At 71.8% G+C, this 23296-nt stretch carries 15 protein-coding genes; 8 read left to right on the top strand and 7 right to left on the bottom strand.

The features are described from left to right. The first annotated feature begins 27 nt into the window (after positions 1–27). Entirely contained in the window at positions 28–2382 is a 2355-nt protein-coding gene (locus tag A2U95_RS29700) for a M6 family metalloprotease domain-containing protein (protein WP_166028712.1), read from the top strand. 76 nt (positions 2383–2458) lie between these two features. On the opposite strand, the gene A2U95_RS29695 is transcribed toward A2U95_RS29700, so the two are convergent. Further along, positions 2459–2806, bottom strand: coding sequence for a DUF1330 domain-containing protein (locus A2U95_RS29695; RefSeq protein WP_166028710.1), 348 nt, complete (start codon positions 2804–2806; stop codon positions 2459–2461). 826 nt (positions 2807–3632) lie between these two features. Here A2U95_RS29695 and A2U95_RS29690 point away from each other — a divergent pair. Together A2U95_RS29690 and A2U95_RS29685 are read left to right on the top strand one after the other, a co-directional pair. Further along, positions 3633–5819 carry a hypothetical protein gene (locus A2U95_RS29690; RefSeq protein ID WP_166028708.1) on the top strand — a complete coding sequence of 729 codons (2187 nt, stop codon included), beginning with the start codon at positions 3633–3635 and terminating at the stop codon, positions 5817–5819. A 61-nt stretch (positions 5820–5880) separates the two neighbouring features. Beyond that, positions 5881–7554 (top strand): Hsp70 family protein, encoded by a 1674-nt coding sequence (locus A2U95_RS29685; protein ID WP_166028706.1) that lies wholly within the window; start codon positions 5881–5883, stop codon positions 7552–7554. 53 nt (positions 7555–7607) lie between these two features. On the opposite strand, the gene A2U95_RS29680 is transcribed toward A2U95_RS29685, so the two are convergent. The 4 genes from A2U95_RS29680 to A2U95_RS29665 all read right to left on the bottom strand — a co-directional run bounded on the left by A2U95_RS29680 (position 7608) and on the right by A2U95_RS29665 (position 15688). Beyond that, on the bottom strand, positions 7608–11030 hold the full coding sequence (locus A2U95_RS29680; protein ID WP_166028704.1) for a helicase-related protein: 3423 nt from the start codon (positions 11028–11030) through the stop codon (positions 7608–7610). 470 nt (positions 11031–11500) lie between these two features. Further along, the gene (locus A2U95_RS29675) at positions 11501–12439 is read right to left on the bottom strand and encodes a peptidoglycan-binding domain-containing protein (protein WP_166028702.1); all 939 of its coding nucleotides are present in this window, start codon (positions 12437–12439) and stop codon (positions 11501–11503) included. An 8-nt stretch (positions 12440–12447) separates the two neighbouring features. Beyond that, the gene (locus tag A2U95_RS29670) at positions 12448–14226 is read right to left on the bottom strand and encodes a glycoside hydrolase domain-containing protein (protein ID WP_166028700.1); all 1779 of its coding nucleotides are present in this window, start codon (positions 14224–14226) and stop codon (positions 12448–12450) included. Positions 14227–14410: 184 nt separating this feature from the next. Continuing rightward, complete coding sequence (locus A2U95_RS29665; RefSeq protein WP_240958354.1) at positions 14411–15688, bottom strand: PucR family transcriptional regulator; 1278 nt, start codon at positions 15686–15688, stop codon at positions 14411–14413. Between the two features lie 198 nt (positions 15689–15886). On the opposite strand from A2U95_RS29665, the gene A2U95_RS33155 reads away from it, so the two are divergent. The 5 genes from A2U95_RS33155 to A2U95_RS29640 all read left to right on the top strand — a co-directional run bounded on the left by A2U95_RS33155 (position 15887) and on the right by A2U95_RS29640 (position 20893). Continuing rightward, complete coding sequence (locus tag A2U95_RS33155) at positions 15887–16774, top strand: ABC transporter ATP-binding protein (protein WP_240958352.1); 888 nt, start codon at positions 15887–15889, stop codon at positions 16772–16774. Position 16775: 1 nt separating this feature from the next. After that, complete coding sequence (locus A2U95_RS29655; protein WP_166028695.1) at positions 16776–17480, top strand: ABC transporter ATP-binding protein; 705 nt, start codon at positions 16776–16778, stop codon at positions 17478–17480. A gap of 28 nt (positions 17481–17508) precedes the next feature. Continuing rightward, entirely contained in the window at positions 17509–18387 is an 879-nt protein-coding gene (locus A2U95_RS29650; protein WP_166028693.1) for a branched-chain amino acid ABC transporter permease, read from the top strand. A 5-nt stretch (positions 18388–18392) separates the two neighbouring features. Continuing rightward, complete coding sequence (locus A2U95_RS29645) at positions 18393–19487, top strand: branched-chain amino acid ABC transporter permease (protein WP_166028691.1); 1095 nt, start codon at positions 18393–18395, stop codon at positions 19485–19487. A 62-nt stretch (positions 19488–19549) separates the two neighbouring features. Beyond that, on the top strand, positions 19550–20893 hold the full coding sequence (locus A2U95_RS29640) for an ABC transporter substrate-binding protein (protein ID WP_166028689.1): 1344 nt from the start codon (positions 19550–19552) through the stop codon (positions 20891–20893). 189 nt (positions 20894–21082) lie between these two features. On the opposite strand, the gene A2U95_RS29635 is transcribed toward A2U95_RS29640, so the two are convergent. After that, the gene (locus A2U95_RS29635; protein WP_166028687.1) at positions 21083–22258 is read right to left on the bottom strand and encodes a GDSL-type esterase/lipase family protein; all 1176 of its coding nucleotides are present in this window, start codon (positions 22256–22258) and stop codon (positions 21083–21085) included. A 36-nt stretch (positions 22259–22294) separates the two neighbouring features. Further along, the gene (locus tag A2U95_RS29630) at positions 22295–22876 is read right to left on the bottom strand and encodes a TetR/AcrR family transcriptional regulator (RefSeq protein WP_166028684.1); all 582 of its coding nucleotides are present in this window, start codon (positions 22874–22876) and stop codon (positions 22295–22297) included. Between the last annotated feature and the right edge of the window lie 420 nt (positions 22877–23296).

Raw genomic sequence — 23296 nt, 5'->3', positions numbered from 1 at the left:
TGGGCACCGTCAAGGAGACATCGCTTCGTGAGACGACGTGACCGGAACACGGAACCGAACAGCTCACCCCGCATACGCGGCCGCGCGGCCCGGCGCGCCGCCTGGCTCGCCCCGGCCGTCGCCGGCATCACCCTCGCCGCCACCGCCACCCTGCAGTCACCCGTCGCCGCCGCGCCCACGGCGGCCGGCCCGGTCGTCGCCGTCGACCCCCAGCGGTGGACCGACCAGGCGGAGATGACCTGGGACGACTACGTGGACGTGCGCCCCGACGAATGGGCCTCGGCCGCCACCTCCCAGGGCTCGGAGGTGCAGTACCGCACCGCCGTGCTGCTGGTGGACTTCACCGACCAACCGATGCTGATCACCCAGGAACCGGGCAGCCACCCCTTCGGCAACCCCTACGGCGAGGACTTCGAGCCGGTCCCAAAGGACCGGGTCCGCGACTGGTACCAGGACTACTACACCGTCCCGAACGAGTACAACGGCCACCAGACCCTCCACTCCTACTGGATGGAGGACTCCTTCGGGAAGATCGGGGTGGACGCCGAGGTCTTCGGCACCTACACGCTGCCCGGCAAGCTGCACGAGTACGGCATCAACAACCAGATGAACGGCCCGGTCGCCCAGTTCTGCCCGATGGGCGACACCTGCGGCAAGGACCTGCGCGCGGACACCACGCGGCTGTGGCGCGACGCCATCGGCTGCACCACCGACGACTTCTGCGGCTTCGACAACATCTTCATCGTCACCGCCGGCCACGACGAGTCCTCCACCTGGGAGGAGTTCGGCCGCCAGAAGTACGCGAGCAAGGAGGACGTCCCCGCCGGACTCGGGCCGCCCCGCGACGAGAACGGCGACCCCGTCCTCAACCAGCTCGGCCGGCCGATGACCAACTGGGCGAAGACCCGCTACGTCGAGTGGACGAGCTGGCGGGCCGCGGCCAACCACTGGCCGAACGCGGGCGGAGGCATCTCCACCCAGGCGGAGAGCTCCGGACTCAGCGTGTTCGCACACGAGTTCAGCCACCTGCGCAACCTGCCGGACAACTACAACAACCCCTTCGCCGACGACACCCGCAACTTCACCGGCTACTGGGAGATGATGTCGCGCGGCACCTTCAACGGCCCCGGCGGCACGCACAACCGCTGGCAGGTGCCCAATCAGGGCGGTTCCGCCCTCGGCCCGCACCACATGGTCCACTACAAGCAGGCGCTGGGCATCCTCGGCGAGGAGGAGACCGTCCAGCTCACCAAGGCGGCCCTCCGCGACGACGGCGTCGCCGTGGCCACCCTGCGCGCCCGCGAGTACGTGCCCGGCGAGGGCCAGAAGGTAGCCCTCGACGTCGACGTCGACGGCTTCCGGCTGGGGGCCTGCGAGGACCGGATGGCCCGCGCAGGAGAGGCCGACACCCGCTTCTGGTGCCCCAAGGGCGCCAACTGGCAGGACTACACCATGGAGGTCGTCGACCGGGTCGGCAACGACTCCTTCACCGCCGGCCACGGCGTCCTGCTGTCCCAGAACCGCACCCAGGGCTCGCCCCGCGAGTGGCTGGTCGACGCCAACCCGCAGAACATCGACCGCGTCGACTACAAGGGCCCCACGGGCGAGAACGTCATGGTGGTGCGCGGCGACCCCCGCCAGCTCGACGACGCCACCTTCCACGCCGGCACCGGCTCCGGCTCGGAGTACGAGTGGATCGACGAGCCCAACGGCCTGCACTTCTACGTGCTGGACGTGTGGCGTGACGCCGAGGGCGCGCTGACCTACCGGGTCGCCGTGCGCGCCCTGGACGCCGCGGGCCCGCAGCGGCGGGGCGTCGCCCTGGGCCGGGCGGCCGGCATCCCCGTCGGCGGGTCCACCGCGCTGATCGGCGCCGGGCTGGCCAACACCGGAGGGGCAGGACCGGGCGTGCACGGCTCGGACGTCTACCGGCTCGAGGCCACCGTGGAGGGCGACGGCTGGAAGGTCGGCCTCCCCTACGAGGTGCAGGCCGTGCCCGCGGGCGGGACCCTGCCCGTCACCGCCCACGCCACCGCCTCCGCGGGCGCGTCGCCCCGGGCGACGGTGACCATCACCGCCACCAGCGAGTCCGACCCGACGGCCACCGCCACGACGACGGTCCGGCTGACCACCGCCGGCCTGGCCGTCTCCACGGCCTCCCTGGGCGCCCTGCTGGACGGCTACGCCGAGCAGGGCGTCCTGACCGCGGGCGAGGTCCGGCGGCTCGAGGCCCAGCTCCGGCAGGCGGAACGCCCGAAGCAGGCCGCCAAGGCGCTCGAGCGGTTCGCCGGTCTGGCGGAGAGGACGGCCTCCGAGGGCAGACGAGCCCTGGCCTCGGCGGCCCTGGTGAGCGCCGCGCGCACCCTGGCCGCCTCCCGCTGAGGTCCGGCCCCCGGCGCGCCGCGGCCCGCCGCCCCCTTCCGGGCGGCGGGCCTCGGCGGACGCGCGGCCGGGTGGATCAGACGCCGGCCGCCGCGTCCCGCATCGCCCTGGCGGTGGCGGACGGGTCGTACCCCTCGGGCACGCCCTCGACGAGGACGATGTCACCGGGGACGTGCCGCGAGCGCAGCGGGGCGATCTCCCGGTAGGCGGGGGAGTCCCACCAGGCCCGCGCCTCCTCGATCCCGGGGAAGCCGAGCACCACCACGTGCCCGGGCCAGCTCCCCTCCTTCACCTCGTGCTGCGCGGCGTGCACGAGGAAGCGTCCGCCGTAGGGCTCGAAGGTGGCCGGTATGCGCTCGATGTACTCGGCGATCTCCGGGTGCGGGGGCGCTTCCCTCAGGTGCGCGATGGCGTAGGCGGGCATGGCGTTCTTTCCTGTCCTCGAGCTCCGTACGGCCGTGATCCTGTCACCGGACGTACGCCGATGACAGGATCACGGCCGTGCGGAGCCCGAGGTTTCAGCTTCGTGACCTCGCTGTCCATCTCGGGCTCGATGAAGCCCTCGCGGCGTAGGATCGCCAGCAACCGGTCCAGGTTTGGCATGTCCTCCGTCCGTGGCAGTCGCAGGGGTCGGAGCAGTCACCGGCCTGGGGACCGCAGCGTCGGCAGGTGCGGCCAGACCGACGGGAGACGGTCCCTCGAGCAGCTTGGTGAGGAGTTGTCCGACTCACAGATTCCGTGCCGCCTTGTGAGCCCCGGCGGGGGCGGTGCCGATGAAGATAGTGCAAAAGTTCAGCCGTGAGGGCGACGAGCAGTGTGCGGCGACGGCGGGGACCGCGACTGTTCCGTCGTACCGGCAGCCGGTGCAGACCAGGGTGTCGGCGGCGGAAGAGGTCGGTGCGAGGGATTACATGTGGGCCGCGCTTGAAGTCAGGGTGTGCGTCACCGAGGAGGAGTTCACGACCTCCCTCTTTCCTTGGTCGCTCTCCCAGGACGACGCGACCTGGGTCGGGCCCAGCAGTGTCTCGTACGACGACTTCCCCAAGCCGGAGTACGTCGTGGATGCGCCTGTGATGACCGGTGACTGTTCCCCGGGAATATCGTCTTCCCCGTGTCGGGAGACCAGTGGCCTTCGAAGGCCCTCTACGCACCGCAGGACAGCCCGGTGCTGCGTTGGTCGCTGGCCAAGTAGCCCTGACAACCGCCGACTACGGTAGCCCACCGCTTCCGGCCAAGGCCGACTTCACCTCATGGTGCGTCCGGATAAGGTCTCGTTTGTGGAAATTGGATCTCTGGTTGAGCAATACGAAGACCTGGCCATAGGCCGCACGGGCACCGTGCGGGAACATGACGGGACCGCAGTGGTCGTCGAGTGGGAGGGGGGTGAGACAGAACAACTTTCCCTGCCGTTGCCGGAGAGGGTGAGGTTGCTCGTACCGGGGTCGATTCGGTTCCGGGCGGCCACCGGTCTCGCCGCTCTCCAGGAGGACTTCCGGGAGAACCCCGTCGGAGTGCTCGTTCAGATGCTCCGCGAAATGGGGGAGCCCGCCTCTATCACCATGCTCCGGAGGCATGCGAAGGAACTGGGCCTGGGTGAGCAGGTGGAAGATGGGCGCTGGGGGGAAGTGCGAGAGTTGCTTTTGACGCATCCTCATGTCAGCCGGTCGCGGAGCCAAGGGCGTCTCCGCTGGAGCGACGTCGGCAGCTCACCTCACGATCTGAGCCATGAGCTGTCCGTTTCCGAGGCCCTCCGGCAGCTGGCGAACCATACCGGCGAAGTGGATCCCGCGGTCAGGAAGTCGCTGCGGCGCATCGTGACCGGCAGCCTCTACAAGCTGTCCCCGTACGAATTGCTTGCTGCGCACTCTCTTGATTTTCCCGTAGCGGAGTGGCCGAGGGAGTGGGCGGAGCCGCATCCCGAGCAAATCGCGGAGGAGGTCCGTGCGCTGGCCGTCACCCACATAACGGAGGTGGCACGGGCCAGGCGGCGTGTGGTTCTCCCGGGCACTCATGCCGGAAGGCCTGCGAAAAAGGATACGGACATCCCCGGTGCTCTGCCCCTGACACCGCTCCTCGTCCCGCTTGTGGCCATGCCTGCACCCAGCCGCGCGGCCGACAGGGCGGCGAAGGCGGTCATCGGGGAGGACGCCTGGAGTTGTATGGGCGCCCTGATGGACCGGTTCGAGCAGGCAATGTCCTCGGCACGAGGTCCGGAGAAGGCTCCACATGTGATGGACCAGCTGGCACCGCTCGTCGTCAGGGCCAAGGAACTGCTGCGCAGCACGCTTCTCAGAAGGCCCAAGGATGACGACGCCGGATGGTTCGAGCTGGTCGACGAGCTGGTGACGCGGGCCTGCTTCCTACGGGCACATCCGCGACTTCGGGATCTGCCGAAGGGGCCTGTGCACGAATGGATCACACTCGTCGCCGACTGTTCGGCCGTTCCTCAGGACATCCGGGCAAGTGCGGCCAAAGCGGCGCAGACGATGGTGGCGAGTGGACGCTGGGAGTCCCTGGCTGCCGCCGCCGGTCCCGCAGTCCCAGCCGAGGTGGAGGTGTCCCCCGATGCTCTCGATGCGTCTGACGGGCCGGAGACGGATGAGACGGTCCCCGACGCTGTCGAGGAGGCAGCCTCCACCTCGGTCTCTCCGGCAGGCGAGGAGACGGCAGCCGCGGCCGAAGCCGTGGAGGACGACACCCTTGACACGCCTGACACCCCGGATGCACCGGAAACCTCCGACACCGTTCCGTCGACTCCACAGCCGGAGTGGAGTGCTCAGGCCGAGGTCGAGGCCCTGACTCGCTTGCTGGAGGAGGAGCGGAAGAACGCCGAGTCGGCTCGGGCCGAACTCGAGCGGCAGGGACGTGCTGCTGCAGTCGCGCTCTCCGAGGCGGAAGCGGTGGCGGATCGGCTGCGGCTCCGTGTGGAGGAGGAGAAGAATCGGCAGGAGGAGGCGGAAGAACGGGCGCGCGCCGCTGAGGCCAAGTGGGAATCGGTCCAGCGGGCCCTGGAGGAAGAAGCTCAGCGTGTCGAAAGGCTGACCACTCAGGTGCGGCGTCGCGACGACGAGCTGCGCCAGGCCCGGCAGACCGCGCGCGGAGCCTCCCAGGCGCAGTTGCGGCAGGCCCGGATCGACACGCTGCGCGTGCTGGCCGGGGTGCTTGCCGAGGTGGCGGACCAGGCAGCGCACGAAGGCGGGGAAACGGGGCCGGCCACGGCTTTGTACCGCAGGGCGCTGGCGCGAGCGGCGGCGGCGGGGGTTCTTGACTTCGGAGTCCCCGGAGAGGAAACGGAGTACGACCAAGTGAGGCACCGTGCCCCCGGCGGACCTGCGACACGGGTGGTGGTGGAGCGACCCGGCTTCGTATGGCAGGGGCCTCGGGAGCCTGAGCCTGTCGTCCTCGAACACGCCTTGGTCCGCCGGGTGAAGCAGTGAAGAAGAACGTTGTTCGGTGCTGTCGGTGAGTCCCGGCAGCTCGGGTCCATGGAGGACATCGGTGCAGCACGACAAGCCCTTGATCGGTATCGACTTCGGAACCGCCACCACGCTCGTGAGCCAGCGGCTGCCCGGTGGCGTGCCGGAGATTGTTCCGATCGGTCACGGCACCGCCTGGATGCCCAGCGTGATCGCCGCTTCCGGCTCCGGCGAACTGTTGTTCGGCGAAGGGGCGGAGGCGGCGGCGGGGGCGACCGCGCTGCGGTCGGTGAAGCAGTGCATCACCCTGGGCATGGAGCCCGCCGCGTTCCGGCCCTCGGGAGCGGCGCGTTCCTTGCGGCATACGGCGGACTCCCTGATCGAGCAGTTGCTGAAGCACGTGCTGCTGCGGGCCCGAGCCGTCGAGGCGGACACCGAGAACGCTGTCTTCCGGCTCGCCTGCCCCGCCATCTGGGACGGACCGCGACGCAGGCGGTTGGCCACCATCGCCAGATCGGCGGGAATCCCGGTCGCCGTGGGGGACATCGTCGACGAGCCGGTGGCCGCCGGCCTCGCCTGGTCGGACGGGCTCTACTACGACCTTGGCGAGGACCGGCCCGACGGAACCACCCTCGTCTTCGATTACGGCGGAGGAACCCTCGATATCGCCGTTGTCGAGGTCGCCGAGTCGCTCGAGGACGGTGCCCCCGAGCTCACCGTCCTCTCCGCCCGCGGTGTGGCCAGGGCCGGCGACACGCTGGACCGTCGGATCGCCCAAGACCTGGAGAAGGATCTGGAGGCCATGGGCGTCGAGGTGGACCGCACGGGAGACCCCGCCACCCTCAGGTCGCTGCTCGTGGCCGCCGCCCGGCGGCTCAAGGTGTTGCTCTCGGACACCCGCTACGACGAGCAGGCGGTGCCGGTCGGCGGCGGGTACACCGATCTGCCGTTGCTCACCTACACACGGGATCGGTTGGAGGCAGCGTTCTGGCCCCAACTCACGGAGGCCCTGGAACACGTCAGGGCCGCCCTGTGCGAGGCGCGTCTGCGCAGGCGCACGACGCCCGACATCGAGCGCCTGGCTCGCATGCCCATCCAGGAACTGGCGGCCGACGTGGATCACGTGCTGCTCGCCGGGGGCATGTCCCAGGTGCCGCTGGTGCGAGAGGCCTTCGAAGAGAGGTTCCCCGGGGCCAGGGTGGAGTTCGACAGATCGCTCGAGTCGCCCGAGCAGTCGGTGGTGACGGGGCTGGTGGTCGACAACTACCACCGGCTCAATCTTCCCAGACCCGGTTTCGACCTGGTGCTGGAGTGGGAGGACACCCACGGACGCCCGCACCGCGAGCTGCTCTACCCTGCCTTCGAACCGCTCTACACCTGGGACCAGGTGATGCGCCGCGAGCGGCACCTGGCCCACCACTGGAGGGGGACACCGGACGTCGAGTGGGTCACCAGGGCGCGGATCCGGGCCCTGGCGGTGGACGGAGAGCCGATGGACTTCTCCGTGGAGGGCCGCACCGTGCCCCACCTGCCTGTGGAGCTCCACCCGAGCACCCGGTTCTCGTTCTCGCTGCGGCTCAACGGCGAGATTGTCGTCCAGGACGCCACCCCCCGGCCGATGACCTTCAGGGTCGACGCCTGGCCTGTGCTGCGGGCGGGCGAACAGGGCGCGATCAGCCTGACGCGCATGGGGGCCGGCGGAAAGGTGCCGCAGCCGAGGAGCTTTACGGACGAGTACTCGCATCCCTGGCAGTAGCGTGTGGCGCCGCCGGTGGTCATGGAGCGCCCATGGCCACCGGCGGGCTCCTGTCAGTCCCCCTCGACCACCACCAGCGCGACCGACTCGGTGGAGAGGCTGAAGCGGGCGTCGCGCTCGTGCTGCGCGAGGACCGCTTCCCGCCTGGTCTCCAGCTGGGCCACCCGGGCCGCGTGAAGTCGCCTGATCGAAGCGTGGTTCACCTCGTGGGCGAGGCGCCGCGCAGTGGCGATTTTGATCTCGAACGTGTTCTGCACGGTCGCACGCCGCCCTGCGGCGATCCGGGTGTTCTCCGCCTCGTAGAGCTGCTTGGTCGCGCGCTGCTGCATGCCCGCCTGAGCCTCTACCTCATCCAACGCGTCGACGAGCAGCCTGTTGATGTCGCTCGGCAGCGGCCCCTCCGCGGGCAGGAGCTCGCCCCGGGCGAGTGAGGTGAGCAGCGCGGTGCCGACCTCCGGGACCTCTTGCCTTGTCCGGATGTCCACCGCGGTGGTCCACAGCTCGCGCCGGGTACGGGCGCCATCCGCCCGGGCCAGCCGAACCTCGACCAGGTAGCGGGATCCGGGAGGCAGCCCCGGCAGGCGCACCCGCCCGAAACGGAACAGCCGGTCCGGATGATTGTCGTACCACCATTGCGCGGTGCGGACCAGGGGATGGCGGACGCTGAGCAGCGGAACGGCGTTCCTCGACGAAGTGCTCGCGGTGAAGCAGGCGCGCAGCGGGACGCCCTCGTTGAGCCGGGCGAGCAGGCCGTCGCGGGGCATGGCGAAGGCACCGGAGTCCATCGCCGCGTACATCGTCTTCAGCAGCTGCTTGCTGCCGGTGATGTCCACCAGGTCGTTCTCGTCGGCGACATCGCACAGAGTGCCCTGCCCGCTGTCCGTCAGGAAGCTCTCGACGAGGCCGCGGATCTCCTCCGGGCCCAGGTAGCGGCCCTTTCCCGGACTGTTCTCGTCGAAGCCCTCGATGAGGAGGCCGTCGAGACCGGTGAGAAGCTCGTGGGCCTCGCTCAGGGTCTCCAGGTCCTTCTCCCGGTCCACCCGGGCGACTTGAATCCGGTCGACCTGGCGACGCCGCTCGTCCTGCGTGAGACGGGGATCGAGAACGATGCGATGCAGTTCCTTGAGCCGTCCGCGCAGGATGGGCTCGAGCTCTCCGATGGAGTCCTGGAAAACCCCGATGCGCGTGTAGAGGCGCTGGAAGATGTCGGTCTCGATGGTGCCGGGCACCTGCATGTTGAAGATGAAGATCTTCTCGTGCTTCTGGCCGAACCGGTCCAGGCGGCCGATGCGCTGTTCAACCCGCATCGGGTTCCAGGGCAGGTCGTAGTTGACCAGAACGTTGCAGAACTCGAAGTCGAGGCCTTCGCTGCCCACTTCGCTCACCAGCAGGAGGTCGAACGCGCCGGCCCGGAAGTCCTTCATGATGCGGATCCGCTCCTGCGGATCGACCTTTCCATGCATCACTCGGACCTTGAACTCCGGGGCGAGACGCTCCTGCAGGTACTCCAGGGTGCGGGTGAAGAACGAGAAGACCATCGCCTGGCGCATGCCCCTGGCGCGGGCGTCGCGGAGCATCTGCGCGAATCGCTCGAACTTGGAGTCCACGGGGAGCTCCCGGAGCAGGGCACGGAGTCTCGACAGATCCTCGGCCTGCTCGGTCAGCTCGTGGGCGAGCGTCTCGGGCGAGGACTCCGCCGCCGAGGCGTCGCCGTTCACCGGGCTCTCGACATCATCCGTGGCCTCCGACTCGTAGAGCAGCTCCTCCACGGCTTCATCATCGGCGGTCCGGGGTGCGAAGCGCTCCCGCAGGCGCTGCTGCATGGCGGGGATGCAGCTGGCCGCCTGCCGCAGCCACATCTGTGCGGCGAACCCGGCGGCCGTACCGCTACGGGAGGCGCGCCGTAGACACCACGCGCGCAGGCCGTCGTAGAAGGCGCGTTCTTCGGGCGTCCACACGACCTTGACGTCCTCGGCCTGGCGCAACGCCTTGCGGTCGGGTGTGTCGACTTTGCGAGTACGGTTCACGATGCCGGCGAGGGCATTGAGCTCCCCGATGCATCGCCGGGCCTCGGCGAGCCGTTGCGGGGACATCGGCGCATCTGTGTTCAACAGCTCCTGGAGGCGCTGGAACTCGGGCCGCTGTGCGGTCAGTATACCGAAGGAGGAGCTTCGGACACGCTTGAGATGGGACAGCAGAGGCCGTGGGCCGCCCTTGACGTTCGCGGCGCCCCTGGCGAGGCTCACGGCGAGTGCGTTCAGGTGGCGGTTGGGCTCCAGCTGGCGTTCGAAAACCTTGGGGTCGGGGAACGACGACTCGTCGAGCAGGCGGACAAGGTTGTACAGGTCCTGGTTGCCGAGGTTCAGCGGGGTGGCGGACAGGAAGATCAGCGCGTCGGCCCAGTCGGCCAGTAGGGCGGCCGCGGCGTGGCTGCGACTGCTCGCGTTGCGCAGGTAGTGAGCCTCGTCGACGATGACGAGATCGAACCGGGGCGCCAGCTCGGCGAGCTCGGTGAGCTGGCCCTCCCGGCGGAGCCGCTCCAGGGACACCACGCCGGCGAACGGCTCGTTGCGGTCCCCGTCGCGGAACATCTCCACCAGCTTGGCCATGCCCTCCCTGTCGAGCACCTCCAGCCGTCGGTCGAAACGCTCCCGCATCTCGGCCTGCCACTTGGTGACGAGCGCCGCGGGACACACGACGAGACCCCGGAAGTGCGTGCCCCCGCGTCGACCGAAGTCACGCCGGAGATGCGTGCGCTGCTCAAGCTCGTTCCAGATGAGACCGGCCTCAATGGTCTTGCCGAGACCGACCTCGTCCGCGATCAGCAGGCGCTGGCGGTCCGAGTTCATCAGCTTGAGCACGGGCCGGAACTGGTAGGGCCGGAACACGGTACGGCTGGACTGGTACGAGTAGACGATGTCCGTAAGTGGGGTGCTCAGCTTGGCCAGGGTGAGCGCGAGCGCGGTCCGGTCGGCGGTGGCGGGCGGCCGGCGGATCCAGTCCTGAGGGTCTTGAGTGCTGGGCGGGAGCAGCTCGAGATCCTCCTCGAAGGCCATGAGGCGGCCCCCGGCACCGTGCAGCGTGTACTGGACGCTGCCGTCCCGCATCAGCCTGGTCCCGGCCACGGTGAAGACGTCCCCGGAGAGACGGACGAGATCTCCGACAGCGAACGCGGGTGCGACGTCCTTCTGCAGGGCGTCGCACCAGGCCTCGTACTGCAGGAGGGCGCGGTGGAGCAGATGCCCGTCGTCTATGTCGCGTAGGCGCTTCAGCTGGGCCGGGACAGGGGCGTCTCCGTCATTCAGGGCGAATCCCACGGCCGTCCGGTTGCCGGTGCGCGTCTCAAAGACATAAACGCCGGTCGGCAGCACACTCCGGGAGACCCCGCCGTCCGTTCGCGGGGCGAGCCGCCTCCGCGCCGCAGGCACGGGAAGCCGGGGTAGGCACTCCGGATCGTCGTAGAAAAGGTTGTCCACGTGGCCGAGCGATTGCTGAACATCCGCTCTGGCCAGGTCCCCCCATGGGATGTAGCGCAGCCGGAGCCGGTCGTCGCCAGGCGACACCCTGATCGGGGACGGACCGGTCCCGCCGTTGGAAGCTGCTGGTTCCCTCATTCCATTCCCCCTGCCCGAGTCGGGCGGTCTTTCCGTGCCCGTGCGGCTGATCTCTCGCCGCCCCCAGGAGCGTCGGGGATCTGCTGACGAGTTGTTGTTTCCGAGCCACGCCACTCGTTGTGGTTCTAGCCTGGAGGCAAGATTACGTGGCGGTGTTCGGTGGCCGCGTGGCCAGGCAGTTGTAGAGCGCCATGAGCGTTTCCCCGCCTGCGCCCGGCGGTGTGTTGATCGAGTGATCGGGTTGCCGGGGGAGAAAGTGCCCGACTCGGCGCCGCAGCGCCGGAGTGGCGATATGGGACCCGAGGCCGAAGCCTCGGGTCCTTACCGCGGAGTTACCTGTACCGGATGTGCAGGTGGTTGTCGTGGTTCGGGTAACTCGTCGTCAGGCCCTCCGCGATCAGCTGGGGGTCGTTGAAGAAGACGAGCTCGACCCGGCCGGGGGCCTTGGCGCGGATCTCCTGGACCAGGCGGCGGGTGGCCGCCCGGTCGTAGGCGGAGGACTGCCAGGTGATGCGGCCGGCCGTGCACTGGGCGGAGTCGGTGCGGATCGGCCACACGTCGACGTCCACGCCGACCTCGTGGCTGGCGTGACCGGGGATGTCCCCGCCGTGCTCGAAGCCCGCGTCGCCGACCGGGAGCCTGCCGTTGCCGGTCGTGGCGAACGCGGCCGCCGCGGCCTCCAGTTGCCCGACGGCCCCCGCGGTCGCCCAGTGGGCGTTGGCGTTGCCGTCGGGGCTCTGCGCGCACATCGTGCCCGGGCCGAAGTCGATCCTCTCGTAGTGCCAGAGCAGGTTCTTCCAGGTGGCGGGTCCGGCCACCCCGTCCACGCCGATGCCGGCGTGCGACTGGAAGGCGCGCACCGCGGAGGTGGTGGCCGGGCCGAAGTCGCCGTCCACGGTCAGGCCGGCGCCGCGCTTGGCGTTGAGCTGGGACTGCAGGGCCTTCACGGCGGGGCCGTCGTCGCCCTCCCGGACGGTGGGCACCAGCGCGCCCCAGGTGGCGGGGCCGACGATGCCGTCCGCGCCCAGACCCTCGGACTGCTGGAACGCCACGACCGCGCTGTGGGTGCCCGAGCCGAAGACGCCGTCCGTGGCCACCGGACGGCCGTGCGCCACGAGCAGGTGCTGGAGGGCGACGACGTCGGTGCCCCGGCTGCCGTTGGCGGAGAGGGGGAACGCGGCCTGGGCGAAGGCCTGGGCCGGGACGCCGGAGCCGAGGAGCAGCCCGGCGAGCGCGGCGAACAGGGCGGTGAGGTGACGGAGTCGCTTCACGGTCCAGGTCACCGCCCCGCCTGGAGGGCGCCCCAGGTGCCGGCCCCGACGACGCCGTCGACGGCCAGCCCGCGCGAGGACTGGTAGTCGCGGACCGCCTGGGCGGTGCCCGGGCCGAAGACGCCGTCGACGGCCACCGTCCGGCCGAGCGCCGCGGTCAGGGCGCGCTGCACCCGGGTGACCGCCTCGCCCGTCGAACCGCTCTGCACGGTGGGGGTGGCGCCACGGGCGAGCAGCGCCGTCCAGGTCCTGGGACCGACCACGCCGTCGGCGGTCAGCCCCTTGGACGACTGGAAGTTGCGGACCGCGGTCGCGGTGCCGGAGCCGAAGACGCCGTCCGGGGTGCCGGCGTCGAAGCCCGCCGCGGTCACCAGGCACTGGGCGGCCTTGACCAGTTCGCCGGTCGACCCGCTCTGCACGGTGGCGTACGCCCCGAAGCTGAGGTTGGCGCCGGTGCAGGTGGGCGCGGGCTGGGTGCCGCCGGCGCCGACGTCCAGGTAGTCGCGGTCGATGTTGATCGAGTAGCCGCCGTAGGTCTCGGTGACCTCGCCGACGTACTGGTGGATCCGCTGGTGGTCCGACCAGTGGGTGGACGGCACGTAGGTGCCGGTGTCGGTGTCCGCGGCACCGTTCCACCAGGCGTAGAAGAGGTGGTCGACGCGCGTGTAGGCCGGGTTGTCGTACTCCGAGGCCGCGTCCCTGATGCCGGAGGCGGCGCTGGAGTAGAAGCCCGACAGGTAGCCGCTGCCGTGCAGGCGCTCGGTCCAGCCGGAGAGGTACGACAGGACGGCGGCCTTGCAGGAGGCCGTCGAGGTGTACGCCTCGATGTCGCTGTAGATGGCGCTGCCCGCGGGGATGCCCAGGTTGGAGGCGGCGGTGACCGCGGCGGCCGCGGCGCCGGCGCCCTGCGACCTGGCGGTGGCCGGGTCGGCGGACATCCTCAGCGAGTAGTTGGTGCACGGCGCCTGGCGCCCGACGTCGATCGGGAACAGGCGCCAGCCGTTGGCGGTCTGCGTGGTCACCCAGCTCGCTGTCAGATTGGGCTGCGCGCAGCCGCGGAAGGAACCGCTGATGTAGACGCCGACGGCGCTGTAGGGGGAGCTCGCCTGCCAGGCGTTCATCGCGGCCGTGGAGGGGGCGGTGCAGGCGTCGAAGCCCTTGCCCAGGTAGGTGCCCGGCTGCGGGCCGGCCGCCGCCAGCGGCGCCACCGTGCCCGGCCGCCCCGCGCCGCGCGGGAGTTCGGTGCGCTCGGCGCCGGCCGTCAGCCCGGCGGTGGCGAGGACCTCGCGCACCTGGTCCTCGGTGTCCGGGTTGTGCGCCGCGGTGACCAGGACGCCGGCGTCCTCCACGGCGATCCGGACGGCGTCGCCGCTGGACACGGCCGACGGCGCGGTGGCCCTGCCGCGCTGAGCCCGGGCGGTGGCGGCGGTGACCTGCGCCGCGGAGCGGGCGGTGATCGGCTCCACGACGATGCCGGCGGTGCGGCCGACGAGGTGGGCCGGGCAGTCGTTCTCCTCGCCGGGCGTGCCCAGGTAGACGGCGGGGCGGTCGAAGCGCACGCAGGCACGGGGGTTCTCGGTCAGGTCGACCACCCGCCAGTCGGCGGGGACGTCGATCCGGTAGCCGTGGTAGGCGACGGTGCGCGTCCTGTCGGCCGCGGCCCGCTCCCCGGCCGCCTGCGCGGGGCCGGTCAGGGCAGAGGCGCCGAGGCCGCCGAGGACCGCCAGCAGGGCGGTGGCGGAGCGGAGTCTTCGGTGGGGGGAACGGGGGGACCGCTGTGGGGACATCGGGCACTCCTTGCCGGGTGGGGGGCGGCGACCCGCACATGGCGACCAAGTGACGGGCTCATGACAAATCGGAGCAGGCGCTATGCGCGTTGAACGGCCGGGCAGGGAGAGACTGGCGGCGTGGTGAGGACCTGTCAACACCGCCCGCCCCGGCGGCGCCCCGCGGCGGGCGGGGGAGGCGCTCTCACACCGCCGGCGCGGGCGCGGCCATCTCGCCGAGGGTGAGCAGCAGCCGGTCGCGGGGGTCGCGCAGGCTGCGGCCGGTGAGCTGCTCGATCTGGCGCATGCGGTAGATCACGGTGTTGCGGTGGCAGAAGAGCTGCTTGGCGGCGTGGGTGGGCGAACCGTGGTGGGTGAGCAGCGCGCGCAGCGTCTCCAGGAGGACGGCCGCCTGGTGGGGCGGCTGGGCGAGCAGCGGGCTCACCGTCTGTTCGACCAGGAGGGCGGTCGCCTCGGGGCTGGCGCGCAGCAGCACCTCGGGCAGGCGGTCGGTCACGGGGACCACCCCCGTCGTGCCGCGCGGCACGGTGCCGGCGGCCTGGACGGCGAGGCGGTAGGCGGTGGCGAAGCCGGCCAGGCCGTCCGGCGAGGCGGCCACCCCCGCGCGGCCCACGACCGCCGGTCCCAGCGCGCGGACCAGGCCGTCCAGGCCGGTCCCGCCGGTCGCCACCAGACCGAAGGTGATGTCGCCGCGGACGTGCCAGCAGGACGTCACGCCCAGCCGCTCGAGACGGTCCTCGGCGCCGCGGACCGGGCCGTCGGGCAGCCCGTCGAAGGGGGCGACCACACAGGCCACCGGCTCGCGGGCGCCGAGCCCCAGCACCTCCCGGGCCTCGGCGGCGAAGACCGGGTCCGCGCCGCGCCCCTCGACCAGCCCGTCCAGCAGCCGCTGGCGGCGCTGGAGGTCGCGGTTGTGGAGCCGGGCCTCCTCACGGCGGTAGGACTCCACCAGCGTGGCGTTCTGGAGGTCCAGCGCCGCCCAGATCTGCCGGCCGGCCAGCAGCAGGACCCGGTCGTCCGCCTCCTGGTCCGGCCGCCCGTGGTCCGGGCGGCCGTGCCGGTTCAGCAGGGCCTCCCAGAGCACGCGTGACCCGAGGCTGTAGGCGTTGAGCACATGTTCCATGCGCACACCCTGACGGGCTCGGCGGCGGCCGGTCTCCCGCCACAGGTGCACGGTGCTCTCACCGGTGCGGGCCAGACCGGCCATGGTGCGGATGCCCCGGTGGACGTGCTCGCGGACGCTGGAGCGGATGTCCGCCCGGAGTTCGGGCCCGGCCTCGCCGTGCCAGTCCTTGTCCAGCAGGGTCAGCGTGATGTCGTCGGCGATGGCGTCGGCGTACGGCAGCAGCGAGGCCCACGCCCGCTCCACGGAACGGCGTGGCCCGTCGCCGGAACCGCCCGCCCGGCCCTCGCCGCCGGCCGGCTCCGGCGACGCGGTCGTCAGGCCCGTGCCTTTGCCCATGGCCCCGGAGGATGGCACGGAGCGCACAGGCGCGCCAGCCCCGGTGCCGGTTGCCAGGGCACTGCGCACCAGGGACTTTGTGCACACCGCCCATGTCGGATTCTGTGCACAGCGCCCACGGTAGGGGATCGCCGGAGCCGAACAGCCAGGCGGCCGCCCCGGGCGGCGAGCCCGGCAAGGGCAGACAGGGAGCGCGCGTTGAGCCCACCCACGACCGCAACCACGGAGCGCACCGACCACGACGGCGGACCGCCGGCGCTCTTCTCGATCACCGGTGTGTCGGTCCGCTTCGGCGGTGTCCGGGCGCTGTCCGAGGTCTCGCTCGACGTGGCGCCCCGCCAGGTGCTCGGCGTCATCGGGCCCAACGGAGCCGGCAAGACCACCCTGTTCAACGTGGCCTGCGGCTTCGTGCGCCCCGACAGCGGACGGCTGCTCTGGAAGGGCGAGGAGCTGACCGGGCTGCGCCCGCACCGGCTGGCCTCCCTGGGCATCGGCCGGACCCTGCAGGGCCTCGGCCTCTTCGACCGGATGACGGTCCTGGAGAACGTGATGGTCGGCGCCGGCCGGCACGCCAGGACCGGCTTCGCCTCCGCCCTGTTCGGCCTGGGCCGCGGCGCCCGGGACGACGCCGCCCTCGCCGCACGGGCCCGTCGGACGCTGGCGGGCCTCGGCGTGGAGCGGTACGCGGACCGCCTCCCGGGCAGCCTGCCGTACCCGGTCCGCAAACGGGTCGCCCTGGCCCGCGCGCTGGTCGGCGAACCCGAACTGCTGCTGCTGGACGAACCGGCCGGCGGCCTCGCCGGTGACGAGATGGCCGAACTCGGCGAACTCATCCGCGGTCTCACCGACCGGATGGCCGTGATGCTGGTCGAGCACCACATGGACCTGGTGATGAGCGTGTGCGACGACATCACCGTCCTCGACTTCGGCCGTGTCATCGCCCGCGGCGGACCGGACGAGGTGCGCCGCGATCCCGCCGTCGTCGCCGCCTACCTCGGCGAAGAGGTCGGCGGAAAAGCCGGCGGAAAGGCCGGCGAAGGGGCCGGCGAACGGGCAGGGCGGGAGCAGCGGGGGACGGGGGAGTGACATGTTCGACGTACGGGACCTGACCACGAGCTACGGCCCGGTCCGCGCCCTGGACGGAGTGTCCTTCACCGCCCGCGAGGGCGAGGTCACCGCCGTCCTCGGCGCCAACGGGGCCGGCAAGACCACCCTGCTGCGCACCGCCTCCGGCCTGGTGCGCGCCGAACGCGGACAGGTGCGGCTCGACGGCCGGGACGTCACCCGCGCCCCCGCCGAGGACATGGCCCGGCTCGGCCTGGCCCACGTCCCCGAGGGCCGGGGCGTGATCACCGAGCTGACGGTGGAGGAGAACCTCCGGCTGGGCGGACTACACCGCCCCGCCCGGGCCCGCCGGGCCGACGTCGAGCGGATCTGCGGCCTCTTCCCGGTGCTCGGCGAACGCTACGACGCCACCGCCCACGTCCTGTCCGGCGGCGAGCGGCAGATGCTGGTCATCGGCCGCGCCCTGATGGCCGCCCCCAAGGTCCTGCTGCTGGACGAGCCCTCGCTCGGCCTCGCCCCGCGGATCGTCACCCAGATCTTCGACCTGCTGCGGTCCCTGGTGGCGAGCGAGGGACTGACCGTGGTGCTGGTCGAGCAGAACGCCCGCAGCGCCCTGTCCATCGCCGACGTCGGCGTGGTGCTCAACCTCGGCAAGGTCGTCGTCCAGGACGAGGCCGCGGCGCTGGCCGCCGACGAGAAGGTCCGCCACGCCTACCTCGGCTTCTGACCCCGGTTCCTGACCCACGGGAGACCTCGTGCAGCAGCTCCTCACCACCGCGCTCGGCGGGCTGACCCTCGGAGCGGTCTACGCGGCGTTCGCGCTGGCGCTCTGCCTCATCTGGCGGTCCACCCGGATCGTCAACTTCGCCCAGGCGCCGATGGCGATGATCACCACCTACATCGCCCTGGTGATCATCGACGCGGGCCACTCCTACTGGACCGGGTTCGCCGCGGCGCTGGTCAGCGGCCTGCTGCTCGGCGCGGTGGTGGAACGCGTGGTGGTGCGGCCCGTCGAGGGCAAGGCCGAGATCAACGCGGTCATCCTCACCCTCGGCCTGTTCATCCTCATCCACGCCGTCGCCGGCATCGTCTTCGGCTCCCGCTACCGCTCGTTCCCCGCGCCCTTCGGGGTGCGCGGCCTCACCGTCGGGGACACCCCCGTCGCGCTCACCGGCTTCGGCGTCTTCACCGTCCTCGCCGTGATGGTGGTGATGGGGCTGCTGGTGCTGCTGTTCCGGTACACCGAGGTCGGGCTCATGATGCGGGCCGCCGCCTTCAACCAGGAGGTCGCCAGGGTCCTGGGCGTCAAGGTCGGCCGGATGCTCACCCTCGGCTGGGCGCTGGCCGCGCTGGTCGGCTCGCTCTCCGGACTGCTGATCGCCGGCGGCAGCCTGGTGCACCCCGCCTACATGGACTCGGTGGTGGTGTACGGCTTCGTCGCCGCCGTCCTCGGCGGCCTCGACAGCCCCGTCGGATCGGTGATCGGCGGGATGCTGCTCGGCCTGTCGCTGAGCGCCGTCAGCGGCTACCTCGGCTCCGAACTCGTACCGCTCGCCGCACTCGTGATCCTGATGGCCGTGCTGCTGCTGCGGCCCGGCGGCCTCTTCTCGCACCACGCGGAACGGAGGGTCTGACGACCATGCCCACCACCACGGAAGCCGGGGAGAAGGACCCCGCCGCCGCCGCAGACGGACGGGGAGGGCCGCGGCGGCGCTGGAGGAGCTCGGTGCTGCCGCGGCACCTGTCCCTCGCCGTCCTCGGCCTGCTCGCGGTCACGGTCGTGATGGAGACGACCGGCTCCTTCGCCAACTCCCAGCTCGCGTCGATGGCCTACCTCGGCATCGCGGCCGGCGGCCTCACCGTCCTCACCGGACTCAACGGCCAGCTCTCCCTCGGGCACGGCGCGTTCATGGCCGTCGGCGCCTACACCACCGCGCTGTTCCTCGACGGGGAACCGCCCGCGCTCCCGCTGCCCGTCGTCCTCGCGGCGGCCACCCTGGTGACACTGCTGGTCGGCGCCGTCGTGGGCGTCGCCGCGGCCCGGCTGCACGGTCCGTACATCGCCGGCGCCACCCTGGCGCTGGCCGTCGCGGTGCCCGGTGTCGTGCTCCACTTCGAACGCCTCGGCGGGGAACAGGGGCTGGGCGTCCGGATGCCCGAGACGCCCGTGTGGGTGCTGGACGCCGCCTACTTCGTCACCGGCAGCGAACTCGACCCGACCAAGTACGTCGCCTACATCGGCTGGGCGGCCCTGGTCGTCACCTACGTGCTGCTCGCCAACCTGATGCGCGGCAGGGTCGGCCGGACCTGGCGGGCCGTCCGCGACGACGAGGTGGCCGCCGAGATCGCCGGCATCCACCTGGGCCGGGCCCGGGTGCTGGCGTTCGTGGTCAGCACCGCCTGCGCGGGCCTGGCCGGCGCCGTGATGGCGATGGCGGTACGGATCACCGCGCCCAGCGGGTTCTCGCTCACCCTCTCCCTGACCCTGCTCAGCGCCGTGGTGCTGGGCGGCCTGGGCAGCCTGACGGGAGCCCTGATCGGCTCCGCGCTGCTGACCTTCCTCCCGCACCTGGTCACCGGCCTCGGCACGGACGCCGGGCTCACCGACGTCCGTGCGGCCGAACTCGCGCCGGCCGTCTACGGGTTGACGATGATCCTGGTGATCCTCGTCGCGCCCGCCGGCATCACCGGAACCCTCCGCAACCTCTGGCGGCGGCGCAGGGGCGTCGCGTGAGGGCCGCCACCGAACCCACGCGGCGGCGCCCCGGGCCGCGGCACACCGAAGGAGGCACCACCGTGCAGCGAACACGAAGGTTCCGTCGCACGACGCGACTCGCCGGCCTGCTCACCGCGGCCGCCCTGCTCGCCGCCTGCGGCGCCGGCGGACGTCCCGACGACGGGGAGGGGAAGGCGGCGCCCGACGCCGGCATCACCGAGGACACCATCAAAATCGGCGGCCACTTCCCGCTGACCGGTGTCGCCGCCCCCGGCTACAGCGAGATCCCCAGCGGCCACAAGGCCTACTACGACTACGTCAACGCCAACGGCGGGGTGAACGGCCGCAAGATCGAGTACGTCGTCAAGGACGACGCCTACAACCCGACCAACACCAGCACCGTCACCAACGAACTCGTCCTGAAGGAGGAGATCTTCGGCATGGTGGCCGGGCTCGGCACGCCCACCCACACCGCCGTCGTCGACTTCCTGAACGCCGAGAAGGTCCCCGACCTGATGGTCTCCAGCGGCTCCCTGATGTGGGGCGACGACCCCGCGAAGCGGCCGTGGACCTTCGGCTGGCAGCCGGACTACATGATCGAGGGCAAGATCATCGGCCAGTGGGTCAAGGAGAACATGCCCGACGCCAAGGTCGGCCTGTTCCTCCAGGACGACGACTTCGGCCGTGACGGCGAGGCCGGAGCCCGCAAGTACATCGACGACCAGATCGTCGAGACCGTCAGGTACACGCCGGGCAACACCGACGTCGCCCCGCAGCTGGCCAAGCTCCAGGCCGCCGATGTCGACCTGGTCCTGGGCTTCAACGTGCCCTCGTACACGGCGCTCAGCCAGCTCACCGCCATGAAGATCAACTTCAGGCCGAAGTGGTTCCACAGCAACGTCGGCTCCGACCCCGCCCTCGTCGGCGCGCTGCTCGCCCGGTTCTCCGAGGGCAAGGTGAAGGGCAGCGCCGGTCTGCTGGACGGCGTGCTCACCACCGAGTACATCCCCGGCACCGACGCCACCGACAGCGAGTGGCTGAAGTTGTGGCAGAAGGTGTGGGACGCCCACGGCGCGGAGGGCGAGCTCACCAACTACCGCATCTACGGAATGTCCCAGGCCTACACCTTCGTCCAGGCGCTCCAGGCGGCCGGGGACGACCCCACCCGCGAGGGCGTGGTCAAGGCGCTGGAGAAGGTCGGCTCCACCCTGGAGGGGCCCGGGCTCGCGCCGTTCCGCTACTCCGAGGACAGCCACCTCGGCATCTCCGGCATGGAGGTCGTCCGGCTCGAGGACGGCAGGGGCGAGCCGCTGACGCCCGTCCTGGTCACCGACATCGGCGACGCGCCGATCGAGGAGGACGACTCCGCGGCGAAGGACGCGCCGCCGGCGAACGGCATCCCGGACGTCGAGCCGGCGTCCTGACCGGGGGAGCGGTGGCGGCCCCGGCCACCGCCACCGCTCCCGCTCACCGTTCGCCGACGCGCCGGAGCGCGGACTTCCCGCACGGGCCGCCGCAGACCTCGCCGGCCGGGACTGCCGCCCGTCCCCGTCGCGCCCCGCCCGCCCCCTCCGCCGTACGGGCGCACCGGCTCGGTCCGCCGTGCCCGCCCGTCACCGGCCGAACGGACCGCGGGGGCCGAACGCCAGGCGGGCGAAGTTGCCGGCGATGCGGCGGTGCCCGGCCGGGGAGGGGTGGATGGCGTCCGGGAGCGGGAGCTCGGCGTGGTCGTCCTCGCCGTAGAGGTCGAGGCCGTCGAGGAGGTGCAGGTGGGGGTCGTCGGCGGCCCGTTCCCGCACGACGCGGGCGAGCACGTCCCGGACGACGGTCAGCGTCAGGCGTCCGGCCGGGACCTCGGCCGGGTCGCCGGTGGCCCTGAAGCGCACGCTTCCGTCGTCGCCGAAGTCGGGCATCAGCGGTCCGGGCGTGTGCTCGTGGACCGGGCACAGGATCGGCGAGACGACCAGCAGCGGCGTGTCGGGGTGTCCCTCGCGGAGGGTGTCAAGGAAGCCGTGCACCGCCGGGACGAAGGCCCGCAGCCGCATCGCGTCCGCGTTGACGACGTTGATGCCGAGCTTGACGCTGATCAGGTCCGCCGGGGTGTCCCGCATCGTACGAGCGGTGAACGGGTCGAGCATGGCGCTGCCGCCGAACCCGAGGTTCACCAGCTCCACGCCGCCCGCCGCCGCGGCCAGCGCGGGCCAGATCTCCGTGGGGTGCACGGCGTTGGAGCCGTGGCTGATGGAGCTGCCGTGGTGCAGCCACACCCGGCGCCCGCGGTCGGGGGCCGGTTCCACCGGGGCGTCGGTGCGCAGCGCGATCAGCTCGGTGACCTCGTGGTGCGGGAGCCAGATCTCGACGTCCTTGTCCCGTGCGGGCAGGCCGTCGAAGCGGGCGGTGCCGGGAGCTCCCTCCCGCACCTCGACGGACCCGTCCGTCAGGTCGAGGGTGCGGACCCGGCCGCCGGGGACACCGGTCCGGCCGGCGAGGGCGCCGTCGACGAGGAGGTCGTAGACGCCGTCCGCCGGGGTCGGAGCGCCGCGGTAGGCCCGCCTGGTGGGCAGGGCGTCGAGCTCCACGCGGGTGGCCCGGGTGCGGAACGCGAGCCGCACGCCGGAGGGCTGGGCCTCGGCCTGGGCCAGGTGGTCGTCGGGTATCTGCCGCCGGGCCCGGGCCGGCAGCCGGTGCGGCAGCAGGCCGTGCGCGGTGTGCTCCACGTCGAGGGCGCCGCGCAGGAGGCCGGCGGTGACCGGGGTGGTGATCAGCTCGTCGTCGGGGGTGTCGCTCATCGGGCGGGGCCTGCTCTCCGGGTGCGGGGGAGGGGGTCAGGTGCCGGAAGCACCGGCCGGACGGCCGCGCAGCAGGGCGTCGAGGGAGTCGACGACCCATGCCCACGACTCCTCCGGGTCCACGGCGGTGTGCGCGAACCCGCCGCTCAGCTCCAGCTCGACGTAGCCGTGGAAGACGCCGCCCAGCATCCGCACGGCGTGCGTCTGGTCCGGTTCGGGCAGGTCGTAGCCGCGGAGGATGGCCCGCATCATCTGCGCGTGCCGCACGCCGGCGCTCGCCGCCGCGGTGTCCGGGTCCAGCCGGTAGCGGGCGGCCGCGTACCGGCCGGGGTGCGCGCGGGCGTAGCCGCGGTAGGCGTCCGCGAAGGCCGCCAGCGCGTCCTTGCCCGCGCGGCCGGCGAGTGCGTCGGCCGCGCGGTCGGCCAGTTCCTCGAGGGCGAGGAGGGCGATGCGGGTCCTGAGGTCGTGGGAGCTCTTGACGTGCGAGTAGAGGCTGGCGACCTTCACGCCGAAGCGGCGGGCCAGCTCGGAGACGGTGACCTGGTCGAACCCCACCTCGTCCGCGAGCTCCGCCCCGGCCCGCGCGAGGCGCTCCGGGGTCACTCCGGCTCGGACCATCCGGGTCTCCTCCTCTGCGGGCGGTCACGGGATACGACACCCATTATGCAGGAACCTAAAGGGATTAGGTAGGGGGTGTGTCCGCCCGCGGAGGGAGAGGGCCGGCATCGTCGTGACCGCCGCTTCGTCCGGCGTCTCCGGCGGCCGCGTCAGCCGGATCCGGGGGACGGGGCCGTGGGACGGGTGCGGGGCCCAGAACCGCGGTGCCGGGGCCCGGCTCTCCACCAGGAGGGCCGCCTCCTGCGGCGTGGAGACCGGCGGCGGAGAACCGTCCGGCGGGCGACGGGCCGTCCCCTCCACGAAGGCCACCGGGACCACACCCGCCAGCGCCACCGCCACCGCCGCCGCCATCGGCAGCGGCTCGCGGCACCGGCGATCGCGGGAGGGACGCACGTCACCGTGCGTCCTCCCGCCGCCGGC

Origin of the sequence: Streptomyces chilikensis (assembly GCF_001642695.1) — a bacterium.
Taxonomy (GTDB): Bacteria; Actinomycetota; Actinomycetes; order Streptomycetales; family Streptomycetaceae; genus Streptomyces; species Streptomyces chilikensis.
This window is presented reverse-complemented; position numbering and strand designations above follow the sequence as displayed.

Coding starts and splice junctions, on each gene's coding strand:
- A2U95_RS29665 (WP_240958354.1), bottom strand. CDS start 15,688: ATGGGCAAAGGCACGGGCCTGACGACCGCGTCGCCGGAGCCGGCCGGC.
- A2U95_RS29695 (WP_166028710.1), bottom strand. CDS start 2,806: ATGCCCGCCTACGCCATCGCGCACCTGAGGGAAGCGCCCCCGCACCCG.
- A2U95_RS29655 (WP_166028695.1), top strand. CDS start 16,776: ATGTTCGACGTACGGGACCTGACCACGAGCTACGGCCCGGTCCGCGCC.
- A2U95_RS29635 (WP_166028687.1), bottom strand. CDS start 22,258: ATGAGCGACACCCCCGACGACGAGCTGATCACCACCCCGGTCACCGCC.
- A2U95_RS29690 (WP_166028708.1), top strand. CDS start 3,633: ATGGTGCGTCCGGATAAGGTCTCGTTTGTGGAAATTGGATCTCTGGTT.
- A2U95_RS29630 (WP_166028684.1), bottom strand. CDS start 22,876: ATGGTCCGAGCCGGAGTGACCCCGGAGCGCCTCGCGCGGGCCGGGGCG.
- A2U95_RS29670 (WP_166028700.1), bottom strand. CDS start 14,226: ATGTCCCCACAGCGGTCCCCCCGTTCCCCCCACCGAAGACTCCGCTCC.
- A2U95_RS29645 (WP_166028691.1), top strand. CDS start 18,393: ATGCCCACCACCACGGAAGCCGGGGAGAAGGACCCCGCCGCCGCCGCA.